The organism is Kitasatospora sp. NPDC051914 (assembly GCF_040680995.1).
GTDB lineage: Bacteria > Actinomycetota > Actinomycetes > Streptomycetales > Streptomycetaceae > Kitasatospora.
Genome location: NZ_JBFAXX010000045.1, coordinates 1 through 20,617, shown reverse-complemented (window position 1 = coordinate 20,617; position 20,617 = coordinate 1). Strand labels below are relative to the sequence as shown.

Genomic DNA, 20,617 nt, shown 5'->3' with positions numbered 1-20,617 from the left:
GCCCGCGGACGCCGCACGCGCCCACCCCGTCCCCGTACGCCCCGCAGGACGCCGCTCAGAGGCGTCCGTGCACCCCGGTCAGGGCGGTCACCACGGGGTCGAGGGCGTCGAATATCTCCTCGCCGCAGTTGCGGAACATGCCGATCGGCGCACCGTACGGGTCGTCCACCTCGTCCGACTCCGGCGAGGACGCCAGCAGCCAGCCGCGCAGCGCGGCGGCGGCCCGCACCAGGGCGCGGGCCCGCTCGGGCAGCTGCACGCCGCCACGCGGGTCGGGCAGGGTGCCGGGGTCGATCCGGCGCACCAGCCGGGTGAACTCCTTGAGCGTGAAGGTGCGCAGGCCCGCCGCGTGGCCCATGGAGATCACCTGGGCGCGGTGGTCGAGGGTCGCGGTGAGCACCAGGTCGGCGTCGATCACGTGCTCGTCCAGCAGCTCGCGGCCGGCGAAGCCGGCGCTGTCCACGCCGTACTCGCCGAGCACGGTGGCGGCGTGCGCCTCCATCGGGGCGCCCTCGTGGCCCCAGGTGCCGGCGCTCTCCACCACGAAGCGGCGGGAGGCGGCGCCGAGCCTGGCGTCCAGCTCGTGCCGGGTGAGCCGCTCGGCGATCGGCGAGCGGCACACGTTCCCGGTGCAGACGAAGAGGATGCGGAAGGTGTCGGCCGGACGCGGCACGGCCGCCCGGTACGGGGCGGCGTCGAACCGGGCCGGGCCGGGGCCCGCGGCGTACAGCGACGCAGCGGTCAACTGCCGGCCTCCAGGTCCGGGACGACCTCCCTCAGCTGCTCGACGCTGATCGCGCCCGCCCGCAGCACGACGGGGGTCTTGCCGGTGACGTCGACGATGGTGGAGGCCGTGGCGTGGTCCGCGCGGCCGCCGTCCAGGTAGACCGAGACGGCGTCGCCGAGCTGGCCCTGCGCCTCGTCGCAGGTCGCGGGCGAGGGGCCGCCGGTCTTGTTGGCGCTGGAGACGGCGAGCGGTCCGGTGGTGTTCAGCAGCTCCAGGGCGACCGGGTGCAGCGGCATCCGCACGGCGACGGTGCCGCGGGTCTCGCCGAGGTCCCAGCGCAGCGAGGGCTGGTGCCGGGCGACCAGGGTCAGCCCGCCCGGCCAGAAGGCGTCGACGAGCTCCCAGGCCTGCTCGGAGAAGTCGGTGACCAGGCCGTGCAGGGTGGTCGGGGAGCCGACGAGCACCGGGGAGGGCATGTTGCGGCCGCGGCCCTTGGCGTCCAGCAGGGCGCCCACCGCCTCCGGGGAGAAGGCGTCGGCGCCGATGCCGTACAGGGTGTCGGTCGGCATCACGACCAGCTCGCCGCGGCGGATCGCCGAGGCGGCCTCGCGCAGCCCGGTGGCGCGGTCCCCGGTATCGGCACAGTCGTAGCGGCGGCTCATCGGTGCGGTCCCCTTCCGAAGTTCACTGCGAAGTCACGAAGTCACGAGATCACTGGCCGGCCGGCCCCGCGGCGCCGTTCGGGCCGCGGTGCACCGGGTCGGCCTGCTTCACAGCGACGCCCGGCGGGCGGTCGTGAAGCGCGGACGGTTGTTGAGGTCGCGGTGGTCGGCGGCGTCCGTCCAGCCGCCGTCCTCGTTGAAGATCCACGGCACCTGGCCGCCCTGGGTGTCGGCGTGCTCCACGACGACCGCGCCGCCGGGGCGCAGCAGCCGGGCGGCGACCCGCTCGATGCCGCGGATGGCGTGGAGGCCGTCCTCGCCGGAGAACAGCGACATCTGCGGGTCGTGGTCGCGGGCCTCGGGCGCCACGTACTCCCACTCGGTGAGCGGGATGTAGGGCGGGTTGCTGATGACCAGGTCGAAGCGGCCGTCCCAGGCGTGCTCGCCCTCGAACGCGCGGGTGGCGTCGCCCTCGTGCAGGACGACCCGGGCGCGGTCGGGGCTGGCGGCCACGTTGCGGCGGGTGTAGGCGAGCGCGCCCTCGTCCAGTTCGAAGGCGTGCACGGTGGAGCGCGGCAGCTCCTGGGCGAGAGCGAGCGCGATGGCGCCCGAGCCGGTGCACAGGTCGACGACCAGCGGCTCGGCGACGTCCATGTCGCGGACGGCGTTTATCGCCCACTCGACGACCGTCTCGGTCTCCGGCCTGGGCACGAAGACGCCGGGGCCGACCTCGAGTTCCAGGTAGCGGAAGAACGCCCGCCCGGTGATGTGCTGGAGCGGCTCACGGGCCTCGCGACGGGAGACGGCCTCCCAGTACCGGGCGTCGAAGTCGGCGTCCGGCACGGTGTGCAGCTGGCTGCGCTTGACGCCGTGGATGTGCGCCGCGAGCTCCTCGGCGTCGAAGCGCGGCGACGGCACACCGGCCGCGGCCAACCGCTGGGTGGCCTGCGCCACCTCGGCGAGCAGCAGGTTCATCCGATCACACCTCTGACTTCTCGGACGACGGGCTCGGTACTCAGTTCTCCTGGGCTGCTGCCAGCTTGGCCGCTGCATCGGCGTCCACACAGGACTGGATCACCGCGACCAGGTCGCCGTCCAGCACCTGGTCCAGGTTGTAGGACTTGAAGCCGGTGCGGTGGTCGGAGATGCGGTTCTCCGGGAAGTTGTAGGTGCGGATGCGCTCGGAGCGGTCCACGGTGCGGACCTGGCTGCGGCGGGCGTCGGAGGCCTCCCGCTCGGCCTCCTCCTGGGCCGCCGCCAGCAGACGCGAGCGCAGGATGCGCATCGCCTGCTCCTTGTTCTGCAGCTGGCTCTTCTCGTTCTGGCAGGAGGCCACGATACCGGTCGGCAGGTGGGTGATCCGGACGGCCGAGTCGGTGGTGTTGACGGACTGGCCGCCAGGGCCGGACGAGCGGTACACGTCGATCCGCAGGTCGTTGGCGTGGATCTCCACCTCGACCTCCTCGGCCTCGGGGGTGACCAGCACGCCCGCGGCGGAGGTGTGGATGCGGCCCTGCGACTCGGTGGCCGGCACGCGCTGCACGCGGTGCACGCCGCCCTCGTACTTCAGCCTGGCCCAGACGCCCTGGCCGGGCTCGGTGCCGCCCCTGGTCTTCACGGCGACGGAGACGTCCTTGTAGCCGCCGAGGTCGGACTCGTTGGAGTCGATGACCTCGGTCTTCCAGCCGATCCGCTCGGCGAAGCGCAGGTACATCCGGAGCAGGTCGCCGGCGAAGAGCGCGGACTCCTCGCCGCCCTCGCCCGCCTTGATCTCCAGGATGACGTCCTTGTCGTCGCTCGGGTCCCGCGGGACGAGCAGCAGCCGCAGCTCCTCGGTGAGCTCCTCGCGGCGGGCCTCGGCGGCCTTCGCCTCGGCGAGGAACTCGGGGTCCTCGGCGGCGAGCTCGCGGGCGGCCTCGATGTCCTCGCCGGTCTGCTTCCAGGCGCGGTAGGTGCGGGTGATCGGGGTCAGCTCCGCGTAGCGCTTGGCCAGCTTGCGGGCGTTCGCCTGGTCGGCGTGGACGGAGGGGTCGGCCAGCCTCGTCTCGAGGTCGGCGTGCTCGGCGAGGAGCTCTTCGACTGCCTCGAACATGGGGTGGGCCTACTTCCCGTGAGTACCGGTGGTGCGAGGGGGGTGGTCCGGCCGCCGTACGGCGGCGCGGAGCGGGGAGATGCGAACGGCGCCGGCCCGACGCCCCCGCGGATGCGCGGGGACGCCGAGACCGGCGCCGTGGAAGCGCTAGGCCTTGCCGCCGCTGTGCTTCTTGCCGAAGCGAGCCTCGAAGCGGGCCACGCGGCCACCGGTGTCCATGATCTTCTGCTTGCCGGTGTAGAACGGGTGGCACGCCGAGCAGACCTCGGCGCGGATCTCGCCGCTGGTCTCGGTCGAGCGGGTGGTGAACTCGTTACCGCAGGTGCAGGTCACCTTGGTCACGACGTACTCGGGGTGAACGTTGGCCTTCAAGGGTCTCTCCTAGGTTTCGGGAGGGCACCGGGTCGGCGGCAGGCAGCCGCGCGTGAACCGGGACCGACGGACCAGTGTGCCAGCACCGGCCGTGTCTTCCCAAACCGGGAGGCGGCCCCGGCTATTCCCGGCCCGCGGCGCCGGCCGGGCTGCGGCTCGCGGTGGCGCCCGGGGTACGGGCCGCGGCGCCGGCCGAGGGGCCGGGCGTGCTGTCGGCGGGGTTGGAGGGCTGGATGCTGACCACCGACTGCGGCACCGAACCGTCGGCCCGCAGGGCCGCCCACAGCTGCGTGGCCTGCGGTGAACGCGGCACGACCCGGTTCGGGTCCGTGGGGGCGGAGACCACGGGCAGCGTCACCATCGTCATCTGCTCCGGCCCGATGCCCTTGAGGGTGTTGGCCAGGCCGACCAGGGCACTGACCGAGGCGAGGTCGGAGTCCGTGGTCATCGAGCGGGTGAGCTTGTCGGCGATCGACCACAGGTGGGCCGGGTTGGAGGTGAGCCCCAGCGCACCGACCTGCTTCATGATCGACTTCACCATCTGCTGCTGCAGTTCGATCCGGCCGAGGTCGCTGCCGTTGCCGACGCCGTGCCGGGTGCGGACGAAGGCCAGCGCCTGCGCGCCGCTCAGGTGGTGGTCTCCGGCCGCCAGGTGCAGGCCGCTGTCGCGGTCGGAGATGTCGACGGTGGTGGTGACGTCCACCCCGCCGATCGCGTCGATCAGGCTCGCGAAGCCCGCGAAGTCCACCTCGACGAAGTGGTCCATCCGCAGCCCGGTGAGCTGCTCGGTGGTCTTCACCGCGCAGGCGGGCCCGCCGACCTCGTACGCGGAGTTGAACATGGCGCTGCGCAGGGCCGGGGTGGAGCTGCCGTCCGGGCCGGTGCAGGCGGGGCGGGCGACCAGGGTGTCGCGCGGGACGCTGATCACCGAGGCGGCGGTGTGCTCGCGGTTGACGTGGACCACCATCGCGGTGTCCGAGCGGGCGGTGTCGCCGACGGCGCCGCCCGCCAGCGAGCCGTTGGCGCCGGCCCGGGAGTCCGAGCCGAGCACGAGGATGTTGAAGGCGCCGCCTACGGAGGCGGGCGGACGCCCGGGGCCGAGCTGGGTGTCGATGTCGACGCTGCGGATGTTGCCGTTCAGCTTCCAGTAGGCGTAGCCGGCGACACCCGCACCCACCAGGAGCAGCCCGACGGCGGTGAAGACCGCGATGTGCAGCACGCGGCGACGCCTGCTGCGGGGTTTGCGCTGGTCGGACATCCCCTCCCCTTTCTGCTCGAACGGGGCTTTTCGAGCATAAGGGAATCGGGGGCCCGCCGATCGGCGGGCGATCCGGGGCGGCCGGGCCCGGGGTCCGTCTTCAAAGGTCGTGGGCGACCCGTCAGGGGCCGGCGGGCAGCGCCGGCCCGGAAAAAGGGCGAGGCCCCCCACCGCGGATGCGGTGCGGGGCCTCGCCCTGCGGCGCGGGGCCGGATCAGTCGCCGGAACCGGGAGTGGTCTTGGCGATCTGCATCAGGAACTCGGCGTTGCTCTTGGTCTGCTTCATCTTGTCCAGGAGCAGCTCGATGGCCTGCTGCGAGTCGAGCGCGTGCAGCACCCGGCGGAGCTTCCAGACGATCGCCAGCTCCTCGTTGCCGAGCAGGATCTCCTCCTTGCGGGTGGAGGACGCGTCGACGTCCACCGCCGGGAAGATCCGCTTGTCGGAGAGCTTGCGGTCGAGCTTGAGCTCCATGTTGCCGGTGCCCTTGAACTCCTCGAAGACCACCTCGTCGGCACGGGAGCCGGTCTCCACCAGGGCGGTGGCGAGGATGGTCAGCGAGCCCCCGTTCTCGATGTTGCGCGCGGCACCGAAGAACTTCTTCGGCGGGTAGAGCGCGGTCGAGTCGACACCGCCGGACAGGATGCGGCCGGAGGCGGGCGCCGCCAGGTTGTAGGCACGGCCCAGGCGGGTGATGGAGTCCAGCAGGATCACCACGTCGTGGCCCAGCTCCACCAGGCGCTTGGCCCGCTCGATGGCGAGCTCGGCGACGGTGGTGTGGTCCTCGGCCGGGCGGTCGAAGGTCGAGGAGATGACCTCGCCCTTCACCGACCGCTGCATGTCGGTGACCTCTTCCGGACGCTCGTCGACCAGGACGACCATCAGGTGGCACTCGGGGTTGTTGTGGGTGATCGCGTTGGCGATCGCCTGCATGATCATCGTCTTGCCGGTCTTCGGCGGGGCGACGATCAGACCGCGCTGGCCCTTGCCGATGGGCGACACCAGGTCGATGATCCGGGTCGTCAGCACGCCCGGGTCGGTCTCCAGGCGCAGCCGCTCCTGCGGGTACAGCGGGGTCAGCTTGCCGAACTCGGGGCGGTTGCGGGCACCGTCCGGGTCCATGCCGTTGACCGAGTCGAGGCGGACCATCGCGTTGAACTTCTCGCGGCGCTCGCCGTCGCGGGGCTGGCGCACCGCACCGGTGATGGCGTCGCCCTTGCGCAGGCCGTGCTTGCGCACCTGGGCGAGCGAGACGTAGACGTCGTTCTGGCCCGGCAGGTAGCCGGAGGTCCGGACGAACGCGTAGTTGTCGAGGATGTCGAGGATGCCCGCGACCGGGATGAGGACGTCGTCCTCGCCGATCTGCGGCTCGGCGGTGCCGCCGCCCTCGAAGCCCTCGCGGCGGCCGCGGCCCCGGCGGTCGCGGTAGCGGCCGCGACGGCCGCGACGGCCGTCGCCGAACTCGTCGTCGTCGTAGCCGCCGGCCTGCTGCTGCCCGGCGGGCTGGCCCTGTCGGCCGGCCTGGCTGTCCTGCTGGGTGCCGGCCTGCTGCTGGCCGCCCTGGCGCTCGGCCCGGTCGCGGTCGCGGCGGTTGCGGCGGTCGCGGCGGGACTCGCGGGCCTCGCCGTCCTGCGCCTCGGCGGTCTCGGTGCGCTCGCCGGCCTCGCGGCGGTCGCGCCGGTCGCGCCGGTCGCGGCGCTCGGCGGTGCGGCCCTCGCCCTCGGCGGTGCGGGGCTCGGCCGCCCGGGTCTCGGCCTTGGCCTCGGCGACGACGGTGCCGGCGGGCTCCGCGGCGGCCTCGGCGGCGGGGGCGCCGGCGGCGGAGGTGGCGCGGCGGCGGGTGCGCTCGGCACGGGCCGGGGCGGCCTCCGCGGCGGCCTGGACCGGGATCTCGATCTGGGCCTGCGGCTGCTCCGCGGCCGCGGCGGCAGCGGCGGTGGCGCGGGTGCGGCGGGCCGGCTTCTCCTCGGCGGGGGCGGCGGCGGGCGCCTCCTCGGCCTTGGCGGCGGTCTTGGCGGCGGTGCGCTTGGCGGCCGGGGCGGGCGCGGTGCCGCCGGCGAGCAGCGGGTCCCCGCCGCTCTTCTCCTTGATCGCCTCGATGAGCTGGCTCTTGCGCATGCGTCCGGTACCGCTGATTCCGAGGCCCGTGGCGAGCTTCTGGAGCTCGGCCAGGACCAGGCCGTCGAGGCCTGCGGCGGCGCTGCGACGGCGCCTGGCCGGGGCCGCGGGGGCGGCGGCTGCGTCCGACGCGTCTGCGTCCGGGCGCGCGCCCATCAGATCGGTGGTGTCGCTCACTAAGGGTCCTTCCCTGGAGCGGACGTCGGCCTGTCTGGCTCGGCGACCGGTTGTGCTGTCCTGACCAACGCCGAATCACGCTGGTCCGAGGCGGTTGTCCCCCCGAAAGGACGAGCCGATCGGGAGAAGCGATGCGAAGTGCGGTGCACTGTGGTGCGAAGTGGCGCGGTGGGCCGGTCTCGTGCCGGCCTCGCTGCCTGTTTGGTTCCCGGGCCCCCGTCGCGTGGCGGTACCTCGGGCTCCGCCCGCCCGTGCCTCAGTGGGGAGGCCGCGGGTGGGAGTCAGGTGCCGTCACGGCTTCGGGATGCGCCGCAGTCGCGCAGGCAGGCTGCGTACGCGCTGTGGTGGGCTCCCGGAAAATCGTGGTCCCGTCCTTCCGGACCCTGCAGGTGCGGACACTGCCAACCTGAAGGGGCGGGATCGGGACGTGGCGCACCGAGCCCCGGAGGACGTCTGGTGCAGCAATGAGGTTAACACTACCGACCCCCTGACACATTCCCCAGCCCTGTTCTTGTCAATCGTGTCCGTTCCCGCGGTTGTGGCCGCGTGCTGCTCCGGCTCACACGTCGAGCGGCAGTACACACGCACCGGTACGGTCCAACTCCAGCCGGTGGGCGGCGAACTCGGGCCCGGCGAGGCCGAGCACCTTGTCGGCGGACGCCTCGTCGGCGAGCGCCAGCACGGTGGGGCCCGCACCGGAGATCACGGCGGGGACGCCCTGCGCGCGCAGCACGGCCACCAGGGCGGCGCTGTCGGGCATCGCGGAGGCGCGGTAGTCCTGGTGCAGGCGGTCCTCGGTGGCCGTGAGCAACAGCTCGGGACGGCGGGTGAGGGCCTCGACGAGCAGCGCGGCACGGCCGGCGTTGACGGCGGCGTCGGCCAGCGGGACGGTCTTGGGCAGCAGGCCGCGGGCGGTCTCGGTGAGCACCTCGGTGGCGGGCACGAAGACCAGCGGGACGACCTGGTCGGACGGGTCGAGCACGATGGTGCGGGCGCCGTCCTCGGCCGTCCAGGCCACCGTGAAGTTGCCGCGCAGGCAGGCCGCGACGTTGTCCGGGTGGCCCTCCAGCTCGGAGGCGAGGGCGAGCAGGGCGTCGTCGTCCAGTGCGGAGGCCCCGCCGATGGTGACCGCGCGGGCGGCGACGATGCCGGCGCAGATGGCGGCCGAGGAGCTTCCGAGGCCGCGGCCGTGCGGTATCCGGTTGGCGCAGACGACCTCGAGGCCGCGCGGCTGGCCGCCGAGGCGGTCGAAGGCGGCCCGCATGGAACGGACGACCAGGTGGCGCTCGTCGCGGGGCAGGCTGTCGGAGCCCTCGCCGGCGATGTCCACCGAGAGCCCGGAGTCGGCGACCCGGACGACGATGTCGTCGTAGAGACCCAGGGCGAGTCCGAAGGCGTCGAAGCCGGGGCCGAGGTTGGCGCTGGTCGCGGGGACCCGGACCCGGACGGCGGCGGCACGGAACGCAGGACCGGCCATGCGGTGGACTCTCCTGGGGAATGAGGGCTGCCCGACGGGATGGGGCCAGCGGTGGTACGGCGGCGGAGCCCTGGACTCTAGAGACCCGGCGGTGCGGGAATTCGCGCATCATGCGCCTCCCGACGTAACCAGCCTATCGAAGACAGGTTCCACAGCGGTACACCCCGCTCGGCACCGATCTGCCGTGTTGCCGTTCATGGCCGGAAACCATGCGGAAATCAGCCTGGAAATCGGCGCTGAATCAACACGTAAGTGTCACTGCAGGACGGCCGCGGGCCGACCCCCGGAAGGGTCGGCCCGCGGTGCGCGTCGGCTGAGCCGGCGTCAGTCGAGCAGTCCGAGGCGCCGCGCGGCGGACTCGGCGTCGACCGGGACGATCTCGGGGCGCTGCGGGGCGCCGGCCACGGCCCAGTCCGGGTCCTTGAGACCGTTGCCGGTGACGGTGCAGACGATCCGCTGGCCCGGGTCGACCAGCCCGGCCTCGGCCTTGGCCAGCAGGCCGGCCACGCCGGAGGCCGAGGAGGGCTCCACGAAGACGCCCTCGCGCGAGGCCAACAGCCGGTAGGCGGACAGGATCTGACGGTCGGTCACCTTGTCGATGAGGCCGCCCGACTCGTCCCGCGCGGCGATGGCGAACTCCCACGAGGCGGGGTTGCCGATCCGGATGGCGGTGGCGATGGTCTGCGGGGAGCGGACGGGGGCGCCGTCCACGATCGGGGCCGAACCGGCCGCCTGGAAACCCCACATGCGCGGGGTGCGGGCGGCCAGGCCGTCCGCGGCGTACTCCCGGTACCCCTTCCAGTACGCGGTGATGTTGCCCGCGTTGCCGACCGGCAGGACGTGGATGTCGGGGGCGTCGCCGAGCATGTCGACGATCTCGAAGGCGGCGGTCTTCTGACCCTCGATCCGCACCGGGTTCACCGAATTGACCAGCGCCACCGGGTACTTCTCGGACAGCTCGCGGGCGAGCGTGAGGCAGTCGTCGAAGTTGCCGTCCACCTGCAGGATCTGGGCGCCGTGGATGATGGCCTGGCCCATCTTGCCGAGCGCGATCTTGCCCTGCGGAACCAGCACGGCCGGCACCATGCCGGCCCGCACCGCGTAGGCGGCGGCGGAGGCGGAGGTGTTGCCGGTGGAGGCGCAGATGACCGCCTGGGCACCCTCCTCCTTCGCCTTGGAGATGGCCATCGTCATGCCGCGGTCCTTGAAGGACCCGGTGGGGTTGGCGCCCTCGACCTTGAGGTAGACGTCGCAGCCGGTGCGCTCGGACAGCACCCGGGCCGGGACGAGCGGCGTGCCGCCCTCCAGCAGGGTCACCACCGGGGTGGCGTCGGTGACCGGAAGCCGGTCGCGGTACTCCTCGATGAGGCCGCGCCACTGGTGGGTACGGGCGCCGCTCACTCTGCTCTCGGCGATCGCGTTCATGATCGATTACTCCCCTTCGACCCGCATGATGCTGGCCACGTCGCGCACGCTGTCCAGCGCACGGAGCTTGTCGACCGTCGCCGACAGCGCGGCGTCGGTGGCGCGGTGGGTGACCACGACGAGCGAGGCGTCGCCGTCGCGGCCCTGCTGGCGCACGGTGTCGATGGAGACGCCGTGCTCGGCGAAGACGGACGCGACCTGGGCCAGCACGCCCGCGCGGTCGTCGACGTCCAGGCTGACGTGGTAGCGGGTGACGACCTCGTCCATCGGCTTGGCCGGCAGCCTGGTGTACACCGAGTCGCCCGGACCGGTGGCACCGGCCAGCTTGTTGCGGCAGACCGCGACCAGGTCGCCGAGGACGGCGGAGGCGGTCGGCGAACCGCCGGCGCCCGGGCCGTAGAACATCAGCCGGCCGGCCGCCTCGGACTCCACGAACACCGCGTTGTACGCCTCGCGGACGGAGGCCAGCGGGTGGGTCAGCGGGATCATCGCGGGGTGGACCCGGGCGGTCACCGACTCGCCGTCGGCGGCGCGCTCACAGATCGCCAGCAGCTTGACCACGCAGCCCATCTGCTTGGCGGAGGCGATGTCCGCGGCGGTCACCTCGGTGATGCCCTCGCGGTACACCTCGGCGGCGGTGACCCGGGTGTGGAAGGCGATGCCGGCCAGGATCGCGGCCTTGGCGGCGGCGTCGAAGCCCTCGACGTCCGCGGTGGGGTCGGCCTCGGCGTAGCCCAGCGCGGTGGCCTCCTCCAGCGCCTCGGAGTACCCGGCGCCGGTGGAGTCCATCTTGTCGAGGATGAAGTTGGTGGTGCCGTTGACGATGCCCAGCACCCGGTTGACCTTGTCGCCGGCCAGCGACTCGCGCAGCGGGCGGATCAGCGGGATCGCACCGGCCACCGCGGCCTCGTAGTACAGGTCGACGCCCGCGGCGGCGGCCTTCTCGTGCAGCTCGGCGCCGTCCTGGGCGAGCAGCGCCTTGTTGGCGGAGACCACCGAGGCGCCGTTCGCGAAGGCGGACAGGATGTGCTGTTTGGACGGCTCGATGCCGCCGACCACCTCGACCACCACGTCGATGTCGCCCCGGTTGACCAGGGCCTCCGCGTCGGTGGTGATGAGGTGTTCGGGCACCCCGGGGCGCGGCCGGCCGGCCCGGCGCACGGCGATCCCGGCGAGTTCGACCGGCGCGCCGATCCGCGCGGCGAGGTCGTCGGCCGTCGTCGTCATGATGCGCGCCACCTCGGAGCCCACCACACCACAGCCCAGCAACGCCACCTTCAGCGGGCGCGTACGCATCATCCGACTCCGCTCTGCATTCTCGGTCTCCGCCGGGCGATTCCCCTTGCCCGACGGTATTCGGTCTCTACCAGTCTCCGGGACTTTCCGCGCAGATCTACGGCCGGTCCATGATCTGAGACAAGAATTTCGTCAGCCGATATCGAGACGCAGGAGATCCTCCTCCGTCTCGCGCCTGACGATCACCCGGGCCGCACCGTCGGAAACGGCGACCACCGGAGGCTTGAGTGCGTGGTTGTAGTTGCTGGCCATCGACCGGCAGTACGCGCCGGTGGCCGGCACCGCGATCAGGTCGCCGGGGGCCAGGTCGGCCGGCAGGAAGGCGTCCCGGACCACGATGTCGCCGGACTCGCAGTGCTTGCCCACCACGCGGACCAGCATCGGCTCGGCGTCGCTGCTGCGCGAGACCAGCGCCACGGAGTACTCGGCGTCGTACAGCGCGGTGCGGATGTTGTCGGACATGCCGCCGTCCACGCTGACGTAGGTGCGCAGGCCCTCCAGCAGCTTGACGGTGCCCACCTCGTACAGGGTGAACGCGGTCGGGCCGACGATCGCGCGGCCGGGCTCGACGGAGAGCCGCGGGGTGCTCAGCTGCGCGGCGGCGCACTCGCGGCGGACGATCTCCGCCAGTGCGGCGGCGATCTCGGCCGGCTCGCGCGGGTCGTCCTCGCTGGTGTACGCGATGCCGAGGCCGCCGCCGAGGTCGATCTCGGGCAGCTCGATGCCGTGCTCGTCGCGGATCTGCGCGAGCAGGCCGACCACCCGGCGGGCCGCGACCTCGAAGCCGGCGGTGTCGAAGATCTGCGAGCCGATGTGCGAGTGGATGCCGCGCAGCTCCAGGCTCTCCGGGTGGGCCAGCACCCGGCGCACCGCCTCCGCGGCCGCGCCGCCGTTCAGCGACAGACCGAACTTCTGGTCCTCGTGCGCGGTGGCGATGAACTCGTGGGTGTGCGCCTCGACGCCGACCGTGATCCGGATCAGCACCGGCTGCCGGACGCCCTGCCGCTCGGCGACCGCCGCGAGCCGCTCGATCTCCTCGTAGGAGTCGACGACGACGTGGCCGACCCCGGCCTTCACCGCCTGCTCCAGCTCGTGCACCGACTTGTTGTTGCCGTGCAGCGCGAGGCGCTCCCCCGGCATGCCGGCGGCCAGCGCGACGGCCAGCTCGCCGCCGCTGCACACGTCGAGGTTCAGGCCCTCCTCGTGCAGCCAACGGACGACCGCCTTGGAGAGGAAGGCCTTTCCGGCGTAGTAGACGTCCGCGTCGGTCCCGAAGGCGTCCCGCCAGGCGCGGGCCCGGGCCCGGAAGTCCGCCTCGTCCATGACGTACGCCGGGGTGCCGAACTCCGCCGCCAGCGCCTTCACGTCGAGGCCGCCGACGGTGACGGTGCCGTCCTCGGCGCGGGCGACGGTCTTCGACCAGACCTTGGGGTCGAGCGCGTTCAGGTCGGCCGGCGGGGCCTGGTAGTGGCCCTCGGGCAGCACGTCGCCGTGGCGGGGGCCTGCGGGGTGGGCGGAGCGGCTCATCGTGTTCGCTTCCTTGCCTTGCGGGGCTTATGGCGAGGGGCGGCGAACGGTCTCCGTCGACCGTCCGCCGCCCCCGCCGTGCGCATGGGGGTTGTTGCTTACATCCGCTCGGGGGCGGATACGCCGAGCAGCGTCAGGCCGTTGGCGAGCACCGTGCGCGTCGCCTCGACCAGCCAGAGGCGCGCACGGTGCGTGTCCGTGAGCTCCTCGTCGCCCTTCGGCAGGAACATGCAGTTCTCGTACAGGCGGTGGTACTTGCCTGCGAGGTCCTCGAGGTAGCGCGCGACCCGGTGCGGCTCGCGCAGCTCGCCGGCCGTGGCGATGACGCGCGGGAACTCGCCCAGCGCGCCGAGCATGTCGCTCTCCCACTGGGTGGCGAGCAGCTCCGGTTTGAAGTCCTCGGCCGCACCCTTGTCGACGCCGAGCTCGGCGGCCTTGCGCGCGACGCCGCACATCCGGGTGTGCGCGTACTGCACGTAGAAGACCGGGTTCTCGTTCGACTGGCTGGTGACCAGGTCGATGTCGATGGTGATGGTGGAGTCGGTGGAGGAACGCGCCAGCATGTACCGCGCCGCGTCCACGCCGATCCAGTCGACGACGTCGTCGATGGTGATGATGTTGCCGGCGCGCTTGGAGAGGCGGACCTCCTGGCCGTCGCGCAGCATCTTCACGAACTGGCCGATCCGGACCTCGATGTTGCGGTCCATGTCGTCGCCGGCGCAGGCCGCGATGGCCTTGAGCCGGTTGACGTAGCCGTGGTGGTCGGCGCCGAGCATGTAGACCGAGACCTCGGAGCCGCGGTCCCGCTTGCTCAGGTAGTAGGCGGCGTCGGCGGCGAAGTAGGTGGTCTCGCCGTCGGCCTTGATCAGGACCCGGTCCTTGTCGTCGCCGAAGTCCGTGGTGCGCAGCCAGATGGCGCCGTCCTGGTCGAAGACGTGGCCCTGCTCGCGCAGCCGGTCGATGGCCTGCTCGACGGCGCCCGAGTCGTGCAGCGACTTCTCGGAGAACCAGGTGTCGAAGTGCACCCCGAACTCTTCCATCGACCGCTTGATCTCGGCCACCATGAGCTTCAGGCCCTCGGCCCGGAAGACCTGGAGCTGCTCCTCCTCGGGCAGCTCGAGCACGCCGGGCACGCCGTCGGTGATCGCCTTGGCGATGTCGACGATGTACTCGCCGACGTAGCCGTCCTCGGGGACGGGCTTGCCGTTGGCGACCGCCTGCAGCGACCGGGCGAACTTGGTGATCTGCACGCCGGCGTCGTTGAGGTAGTACTCGGTGGTGACGTCGGCACCGGTGGCCCGCAGGACACGGGCCAGCGAGTCGCCGACGGCCGCCCAGCGGACGCCGCCGATGTGGATCGGACCGGTCGGGTTGGCCGACACGAACTCCAGGTTGATCTTCAGGCCCTTGAGGGCCTCGTTCCGGCCGTACGCCTGGCCGGCCTCGACCACCGTGCGGGCCAGCAGGCCCTGGGCGGCGGCGTCGAGGGTGATGTTCAGGAAGCCCGGACCGGCGATGTCGACCTTCGCGACGCCGGTGGTCTCTCGCAGGCGGGCGGCCAGCAGTTCCGCAACGGCTCGCGGCGGCATACCGGCCGGCTTCGCGAGCTGGAGGGCCACGTTGGTGGCGTAGTCGCCGTGGTCCCTGTTCTTGGGCCGCTCGACCGTCACGTGCTCGGGCACGGCGACGGCCAGCTCGCCCGCCTCTACGGCGGCGCTCACTGCGGCCTGGACTGCCTGGGAAAGCTCTGCGGGTGTCACGACGCCAAGCGTAGGCGAGACGGGGTGGCCGTCCGCCACTCGGTTTACCCGTTGAGACGCGTTGCACCAGGGAGCGGGACGGTCAAGCCCGGTCTGTTCGCCCAGAGCGGAATGCCACCGGGCGGTCGCCGCCCCCGAAGGCGTACCCGGGCGGGCGGCCCCCGCCCCCCTCCTCGGCAGCCGGGCCCGGCAGCATCAGCCGGCGCACCAGGGCCACCAGGTCGGCCGGGTCGAAGGGCTTGGCGAGGTAGCCGTCCACCCCCACCGACTCCCCCTTGTCGAGGTCGGCCGGCGTGCAGGCGCTCACGATGGCGATCGGCAGGGCCCTGGTCTCCGGGGCGGCACGGAGCCGGGCCGCGGTGCGGAGGCCGTCGAGCCGCGGCATCACCACGTCCAGCGTCACCACGTCGGGGCGCACCCGGCGGACGACCTCCAGGCACTCGGCGCCGTCGGCGGCGGTGACCACCTCGAAGCCCTCGAGCTCCAGGTTCACTCTGATCAGCTGGCGGATCACCTCGCTGTCGTCCACCACGAGGACCCGCCCGGACGTTCCCGGCACATCACCGAGGGTAGCCGCGCGCCCACCCTTCCGTCCGGCCTTTGCCGAGTTCCGCCCTCCGGGCACGGCCGCGGCCGCTCCGAAACCCGTGCACGGATCGCCGTCCGGGCCTGGTAGTGTTCTCCACGTCGCAGCAAGTCGCGACGGCCGAAAGGCCCCCGTAGCTCAGGGGATAGAGCACCGCCCTCCGGAGGCGGGTGCGTAGGTTCGAATCCTACCGGGGGCACTTCTGTGTAAGTGAAGCGAAAGCCCAGCTCAGCGGATCGATCCGCGAAGCTGGGCCTTCGTCGTTTTCCGGGCGAGTTTCCGCCCGTGCCACTCACGTGCCAGATGCGTCCGGCTCCCTCGGCTCGGGAACCCGCCGGCGGCCCCTCCCCCGGGCCTTCTTGATGGCGGAGTCCATCCCGCGGGCGATCAGGAGGTCCCGCTCGCCCCGCATGTGCTGGTAGCGCAGGGCCGCATCCATGGTCGAGTGCCCCATGCGGTGCATCAGCTCCCGGGTGCTCGCCCCGGTGTCGGCCGCCAGGTTGTTGCCGGTGTGCCGGAGGTCGTGGAAGCGGATGCTGTCCGCCTCGGTCTCGCCCAGAGCCCGGCTCCAGTCCACCTCGGAGTCGGCCAGCGCGGTTGTCCACACGTTGTGGAAATTGCTCCGCCGCAGCAGACCGCCCCGAGGGCCGACGAAGACCCGCCCGGCAGCCCCGTCCTCTCCGAACCAGCGCAGGTGCTCAGCCAGCTCCACCACGATGGAAGAGGGGAAGGCCACCGGCCGCACACCCGCGTCACTCTTGGGCCGCTTGACCTTGAGCTGGCCGGTCTGGAGTTCAGCTTGGGCCCGCCGCACCCGGACGATCCCTCGGTCCAGATCGACATCCCGCCGGCGGAGTGCGGCGAACTCGCCGAACCGGAGCGTGGAGAAGGCCGCCATCAGCACGAGTGCCCGGTAGCGCGGCTCGATCGAGTCGGCGATCGCGTAGACCTCCTCGATGGTGAGCACCGGCCGCTCGGCGGAGTCCTCCTTGTCCGCCCCCTTGATCCGGCACGGGTTCCGCTCGATCAGGCCGTCCTCGTCCGCGGCCGTGTTCAGGATGGCCCGCAGCACCCGGTACGACTTCGCGACGGTCGCCGCGCCGATCTCGGCTTCGAGCATCGCGGAGCGCCACGAGCGGACACCGGCTGTCGTGATGGCTGCGACCGTCCCTGCCCCGAAGGTCGGCTTGATGTAGAGGCGGAGCACGCCCTCGTACCGCTCCAGGGTCCGATCGGCGAGGCCCCGCTCCCGCAGCCAGGTGTCCGCGTAGTCGCCGAAGTTCACCTGCCCCGCGTCCGGGTCTTTGAGCTGGCCGCGCGCCATGTCGGCTTCGATCAGCGTCAGGGCCAGCTCGGCGTCCGTCTTGGTCGGATAGGTCTGCTCAGCCGAGCGGAGCTGGCCGGTCACCGGGTGCCGGTAGCGGGCCTGCCAGCGGCCGGAGGGGAGCTGGCGGACCGAGCCGAAGCGCCGGCGGTTGCCCTTTGTGTTCGCCATCAGGCCACCACCCGCAGGCGGCGCGGCCGGGACACGGCCCGGACGGTGTTCGACTCGATGAAGTCGGCGAGGACGCTCTCCTTGATGCGGACGTGGCGTCCGACCTTCACGAAGGCGATCCGGCGTTCGGCGATCAGGCGGCGCGGGAAGCGCTCCTTGCTGGTCTCCCAGGTGCCGAGCAGCTTGGCAACCTCCTCCACAGTCAGCAGGCGGTCCATGTGCTGTTGTCCTCCTCTTGGGCGAGTTGGGTCATGAGTTCCTGGCGGTCGGTGGTGCGGCGTTCGTTCAGCTCGCGGGCGACGGCGGCGGCGAGCATCGATTCGCCGGGCGAGTTGCCCGCTCCGGCGAAGCTCCAGTGCGCGACGACGAGGGTCTCGGCGTCGGCCAGGTCGTCAAGGTCGGGCAGGCCAGCGGCCAGCAGCCGCTCGCGCAGGCCCTGGCGTGCCTCGGCGGCGCGGTAGTCGGCGCGGACCTGGCGGAGCGCGCCGAGGGTGGTCGAGTAGGTGGGCGACTTCGAGGAGAAGTGGCCGCGGAAGCCGAGCATGTGGGACCAGTGCGCCAGCAGCCGGTCCGGATACAGGCCGTCCAGGTCCCAGCAGGTCTCGATCAGGCGCCGGGTGTGGGTGGGCAGCTGGTGCCGGTCGAGTTCGTGGCGCTCCAGGATGCGCCGGTCCACGGTCTCGGTGGCCTCTGCCGACTTGGTGGCGTACTTGGCGACGTAGGAGGCGACGGCCTGTTCGGAGATCTCGCCGGAGCCGAAGGCGCCGATCGGCCGGACGTCCACCTGCGCGCCCCAGCGCAGGACCCGGGCCGGGTGTTCTCCGGCGGCGGCGACGGGCACGGCGGCACGCTGGGCGGCGGCGCGGATCGCGGCGTCCAGCAGGGCCACGGTCGCCCAGTCGGGCGGGGGTGAGTCGGGTCCGGTGGGGCCGTCGATGCGGATCACCGCGTGGAAGTGCACGGCCCCGCGGCGCTGGTACTCGGCGACCTTCCCGAACGAGAGCTTCGCCTGCTCCTTGAACTCCCGCTGGTAGAGGCCGGCCATCTTCGCCATGACCCGGAACAGGTAGATCGTGAAGCGCCGCCACAGGTCCGGGGCGTGGTTGTTCCACAGCACCGCGTGCGCGTAGTCGTACCGGTCCGCATCGAGCGGAGTGCCGAGGATCGGCGAGCCCGCGGGGTGGGCGGTGCCGCAGCGGCAGACGCCCCGCTCGGGCCGGTTGTGGACCGGGCCGAACGACGGCGCGGTGAGGGTGGCGAACACCCGCGGGTGGGAGCGCACCGCCACCGGCACGCCCTTGTCCTGGTCCCCGGCGAGCCCGGCCCGGATCAGGTGGAAGGTGTCCGCGGAGTAGGTACGGGCGCAGGACGGGCAACGGGACGCCCGCCGGTTCCCGCACGCCACCTTCAGGCGGTGGCCGGGCTCGTGCTGGGTCGAATACCGGTGCCAGACCGCTCCGGTCGGGGCGTGGGTGAGGGTGCGGAAGCCCTGGAGGTGGATCGGGTTCGCGCAGCCGCCGGTCCGGCGGATCTGCTCCTGGAGCTTGGGCAGGTCCCCGCGGGCGGCGAGGCGGGCCAGGTCCGCAACAGCGAGCCGGTCCGCCTCGGCGGTGGGCCGGTGGGTCACCACGCAGTCCCCGTCCCGCGGCAGGGGCGGCAGTCGGGCCCGGGGACCGGCTCGGCGCCCTGCTGGCGGAGCCAGGTGAAGCCCCAGCCGAAGCACTCCGGGCAGCAGTCGGTTTCGGTGGCCGACGGTTCCACCAGCACCAGGACGACCGTGGGCTCGGCGGTGGTGGTCGGGGTAGTCATGCGGCCACCGCCAGCGTTCCGGCCCGGCGGGCGCCGTGGGCGGTGCAGGGGCGGAAGAACGGGCTGTCGTCGGTGGCTTCGGCGAGCGGGATCGGCACCCAGCCGGTGTGGCCGTCGTTCTCGTCCCACACCCGGACGTGGCACGGGCAAGCACCGCCCAGGCCGTACAGGTGGCTCACGCAGTCGCACGGCACCGGCAGGCCGACGGTGCCGGACAGCGCGCCGTCCAGGTCGACCACCCGCAACGTACCGAAGCAGGACGGGCACGAGCCGGAGACGCTGGAAGGCAGCGGGGAGAGGGGCGTTGCGGGCATGATGGAACCCCCTTCGAGGGAGCCCGGGGCGGTGACGTGCTTGGCGGCTTGGACACCGCCCCGGGGCAAAGGACTGACGATCAGTTCTTCTTCGCGTTCTTGCGGTCCGAGCGCTCCTCGGACGCGATCGCCACACGCCACAGCAGCGACTTCATCTCGCCGGACGCCGGCCGCGACTGTCGGCTCTCGTCCGCGGTCTGGGTCTCGTACGGCCCGGAGCCCGGGGTGTTGACCCACTCCCGGATCAGCGCGCTGTCGTGCTCCCGGTTCTCCCGGAACTTCTTGAACATCTCGCTCTCCCTGTTCGAGTGAAGGAAGGGGGCGGTGACGTGCATGGCGGCTTGGACACCGCCCCCACCGAGTGCTTGGCGGCTGGTGCTACATCTCTAGAGAACCAAGCATCTCTAGAGATGTCAACGGCTTGTCGGAGCTCGCTGCGGGCAGACGTCAGCCCTAGGATGTCTAGAGAAGAGGGAGGAGGGCCGATGGCCAGCGGCAACAGCGAGAAGCAGCCCAAGTACCAGCGGATCGCCAATGCGCTCAAGGCGGCGATCGAGTCCGGCGAGTACCGGCCCGGCGATCGACTGCCGGGCGAGAACGACCTGATGGAGACCTATGGCGTGGCCCGCATGACGGCCCGCCAGGCACTCGGCGTTCTGCAGAGCGAGGGCATTGCCGAGGCCCGGAAGGGCGCCGGTGTCTTCGTCCGGGATTTCAAGCCCCTCCGCCGACGGGGCATCCAGCGCCTGGCCCAGGAGCAGTGGGGATCGGGCCGCTCGATCTGGTCGGCCGACATCGAGAACCGCACGCTGGTCGTCGACCAGGTCGCCGTCACCGAGGAAGGTGCGCCCGAGCACGTCGCCCCGGTGCTCGGCGTGGAGCCCGGCGAGGCTACCTGCGTCCGCAGCCGTCGCTTCGTGCTGGACGGCAAGCCGGTCCTGCTCTCGACCTCTTACCTGCCCGCGCAGCTGGTCGCCGGGACGCGCATCACCGAGGAGGACACCGGCCCCGGCGGGACGTACGCCCGGCTGGCCGAGATCGGCGCCAAGCCCGTGCACTTCCGCGAGGAGATTCGATCCCGGATGCCCACCGCCAACGAGACCGCGAGGCTCGGACTTGGCGCTGGCACCCCGGTCATCCTGGTCTGCCGCACGGCATTCGCCGAGGAGGGCCAGGCGGTCGAGGTCAACGAGATGACCCTCGACGCGGCCTCATACGTGCTGGAGTACGACTTCGACGCGTGACCAGCTCACACCCCAAGCCACGGCGGGTAGTTGGTGGGGAGGGGTGAGGGGTTGTTACGAGTTTCTCTACTTCATCAAGGCGCCTCGCTCCGCTCGGCGGGCGGGGCGGGCGGAGCCCACGGGGAAGGCACATCACGGCGGGATCGGAGATCACCGGCGAGATTCCCGGCCTCCTGGAACTACTGGACGTAGCCTCACAATGTTCGGGGTGCCGCGCCTGCGGCGCGGCGGCGCCGGCCGTCCTCCGGCGCGCGCCCCGCCTCCTGTCTTCGCCCCGGCT

20 protein-coding genes and 1 tRNA gene are annotated in these 20,617 nt (G+C 72.2%); 2 read left to right on the top strand and 19 right to left on the bottom strand.

All coding sequences use genetic code 11. The annotated features are described in order from the left end of the window. Positions 1–55 precede the first annotated feature (55 nt). The 13 genes from AB0M03_RS26730 to AB0M03_RS26670 all read right to left on the bottom strand — a co-directional run bounded on the left by AB0M03_RS26730 (position 56) and on the right by AB0M03_RS26670 (position 15,448). Positions 56–673, bottom strand: coding sequence for a protein-tyrosine-phosphatase (locus tag AB0M03_RS26730; RefSeq protein ID WP_363495229.1), 618 nt, complete (start codon positions 671–673; stop codon positions 56–58). Between the two features lie 68 nt (positions 674–741). After that, on the bottom strand, positions 742–1,389 hold the full coding sequence (locus tag AB0M03_RS26725; RefSeq protein ID WP_363495109.1) for an L-threonylcarbamoyladenylate synthase: 648 nt from the start codon (positions 1,387–1,389) through the stop codon (positions 742–744). Positions 1,390–1,497: 108 nt separating this feature from the next. Beyond that, positions 1,498–2,364, bottom strand: a complete 867-nt coding sequence (gene prmC / locus AB0M03_RS26720; protein ID WP_363495107.1) for a peptide chain release factor N(5)-glutamine methyltransferase — start codon at positions 2,362–2,364, stop codon at positions 1,498–1,500. A 40-nt stretch (positions 2,365–2,404) separates the two neighbouring features. Further along, a complete protein-coding gene (gene prfA, locus AB0M03_RS26715; protein WP_363495105.1) occupies positions 2,405–3,481 on the bottom strand; it encodes a peptide chain release factor 1 in 1,077 nt (358 codons plus the stop codon). Positions 3,482–3,628: 147 nt separating this feature from the next. Beyond that, on the bottom strand, positions 3,629–3,853 hold the full coding sequence (rpmE, locus tag AB0M03_RS26710) for a 50S ribosomal protein L31 (protein WP_263103648.1): 225 nt from the start codon (positions 3,851–3,853) through the stop codon (positions 3,629–3,631). A 121-nt stretch (positions 3,854–3,974) separates the two neighbouring features. After that, positions 3,975–5,111, bottom strand: coding sequence for an LCP family protein (locus AB0M03_RS26705; protein ID WP_363495103.1), 1,137 nt, complete (start codon positions 5,109–5,111; stop codon positions 3,975–3,977). A gap of 214 nt (positions 5,112–5,325) precedes the next feature. Beyond that, a complete protein-coding gene (gene rho / locus AB0M03_RS26700) occupies positions 5,326–7,404 on the bottom strand; it encodes a transcription termination factor Rho (protein WP_363495101.1) in 2,079 nt (692 codons plus the stop codon). Between the two features lie 559 nt (positions 7,405–7,963). Then, complete coding sequence (thrB, locus tag AB0M03_RS26695) at positions 7,964–8,881, bottom strand: homoserine kinase (protein WP_363495100.1); 918 nt, start codon at positions 8,879–8,881, stop codon at positions 7,964–7,966. A 324-nt stretch (positions 8,882–9,205) separates the two neighbouring features. After that, on the bottom strand, positions 9,206–10,306 hold the full coding sequence (gene thrC / locus AB0M03_RS26690; protein ID WP_363495098.1) for a threonine synthase: 1,101 nt from the start codon (positions 10,304–10,306) through the stop codon (positions 9,206–9,208). 6 nt (positions 10,307–10,312) lie between these two features. After that, positions 10,313–11,605, bottom strand: coding sequence for a homoserine dehydrogenase (locus AB0M03_RS26685; protein WP_363495096.1), 1,293 nt, complete (start codon positions 11,603–11,605; stop codon positions 10,313–10,315). Positions 11,606–11,734: 129 nt separating this feature from the next. Then, a complete protein-coding gene (lysA, locus tag AB0M03_RS26680; RefSeq protein ID WP_363495094.1) occupies positions 11,735–13,129 on the bottom strand; it encodes a diaminopimelate decarboxylase in 1,395 nt (464 codons plus the stop codon). Between the two features lie 98 nt (positions 13,130–13,227). Beyond that, complete coding sequence (gene argS, locus AB0M03_RS26675; protein ID WP_363495092.1) at positions 13,228–14,889, bottom strand: arginine--tRNA ligase; 1,662 nt, start codon at positions 14,887–14,889, stop codon at positions 13,228–13,230. A gap of 82 nt (positions 14,890–14,971) precedes the next feature. Next, the gene (locus AB0M03_RS26670; protein WP_363495091.1) at positions 14,972–15,448 is read right to left on the bottom strand and encodes a response regulator; all 477 of its coding nucleotides are present in this window, start codon (positions 15,446–15,448) and stop codon (positions 14,972–14,974) included. A 154-nt stretch (positions 15,449–15,602) separates the two neighbouring features. Between AB0M03_RS26670 and AB0M03_RS26665 the strand changes: the two genes are divergently transcribed. After that, positions 15,603–15,674, top strand: a tRNA-Arg gene (locus AB0M03_RS26665). Between the two features lie 93 nt (positions 15,675–15,767). On the opposite strand, the gene AB0M03_RS26660 is transcribed toward AB0M03_RS26665, so the two are convergent. The 6 genes from AB0M03_RS26660 to AB0M03_RS26635 all read right to left on the bottom strand — a co-directional run bounded on the left by AB0M03_RS26660 (position 15,768) and on the right by AB0M03_RS26635 (position 19,383). After that, positions 15,768–16,970, bottom strand: coding sequence for a site-specific integrase (locus AB0M03_RS26660; protein WP_363495089.1), 1,203 nt, complete (start codon positions 16,968–16,970; stop codon positions 15,768–15,770). Next, positions 16,970–17,188 (bottom strand): helix-turn-helix domain-containing protein, encoded by a 219-nt coding sequence (locus tag AB0M03_RS26655; RefSeq protein ID WP_363495087.1) that lies wholly within the window; start codon positions 17,186–17,188, stop codon positions 16,970–16,972. Before AB0M03_RS26655 ends, AB0M03_RS26660 begins: the two co-directional genes overlap by 1 nt. Then, positions 17,173–18,597 carry a replication initiator protein RepSA gene (gene repSA, locus AB0M03_RS26650; RefSeq protein WP_363495085.1) on the bottom strand — a complete coding sequence of 475 codons (1,425 nt, stop codon included), beginning with the start codon at positions 18,595–18,597 and terminating at the stop codon, positions 17,173–17,175. The genes AB0M03_RS26655 and repSA overlap by 16 nt, the downstream gene beginning before the upstream one ends. Next, complete coding sequence (locus AB0M03_RS26645; RefSeq protein WP_363495083.1) at positions 18,594–18,779, bottom strand: hypothetical protein; 186 nt, start codon at positions 18,777–18,779, stop codon at positions 18,594–18,596. Before AB0M03_RS26645 ends, repSA begins: the two co-directional genes overlap by 4 nt. Next, positions 18,776–19,093 (bottom strand): hypothetical protein, encoded by a 318-nt coding sequence (locus AB0M03_RS26640; RefSeq protein ID WP_363495081.1) that lies wholly within the window; start codon positions 19,091–19,093, stop codon positions 18,776–18,778. Before AB0M03_RS26640 ends, AB0M03_RS26645 begins: the two co-directional genes overlap by 4 nt. Positions 19,094–19,173: 80 nt before the next feature. Continuing rightward, on the bottom strand, positions 19,174–19,383 hold the full coding sequence (locus AB0M03_RS26635; RefSeq protein ID WP_359978053.1) for a hypothetical protein: 210 nt from the start codon (positions 19,381–19,383) through the stop codon (positions 19,174–19,176). A gap of 195 nt (positions 19,384–19,578) precedes the next feature. On the opposite strand from AB0M03_RS26635, the gene AB0M03_RS26630 reads away from it, so the two are divergent. Further along, entirely contained in the window at positions 19,579–20,337 is a 759-nt protein-coding gene (locus tag AB0M03_RS26630; protein WP_363495079.1) for a GntR family transcriptional regulator, read from the top strand. Positions 20,338–20,617 lie beyond the last annotated feature (280 nt).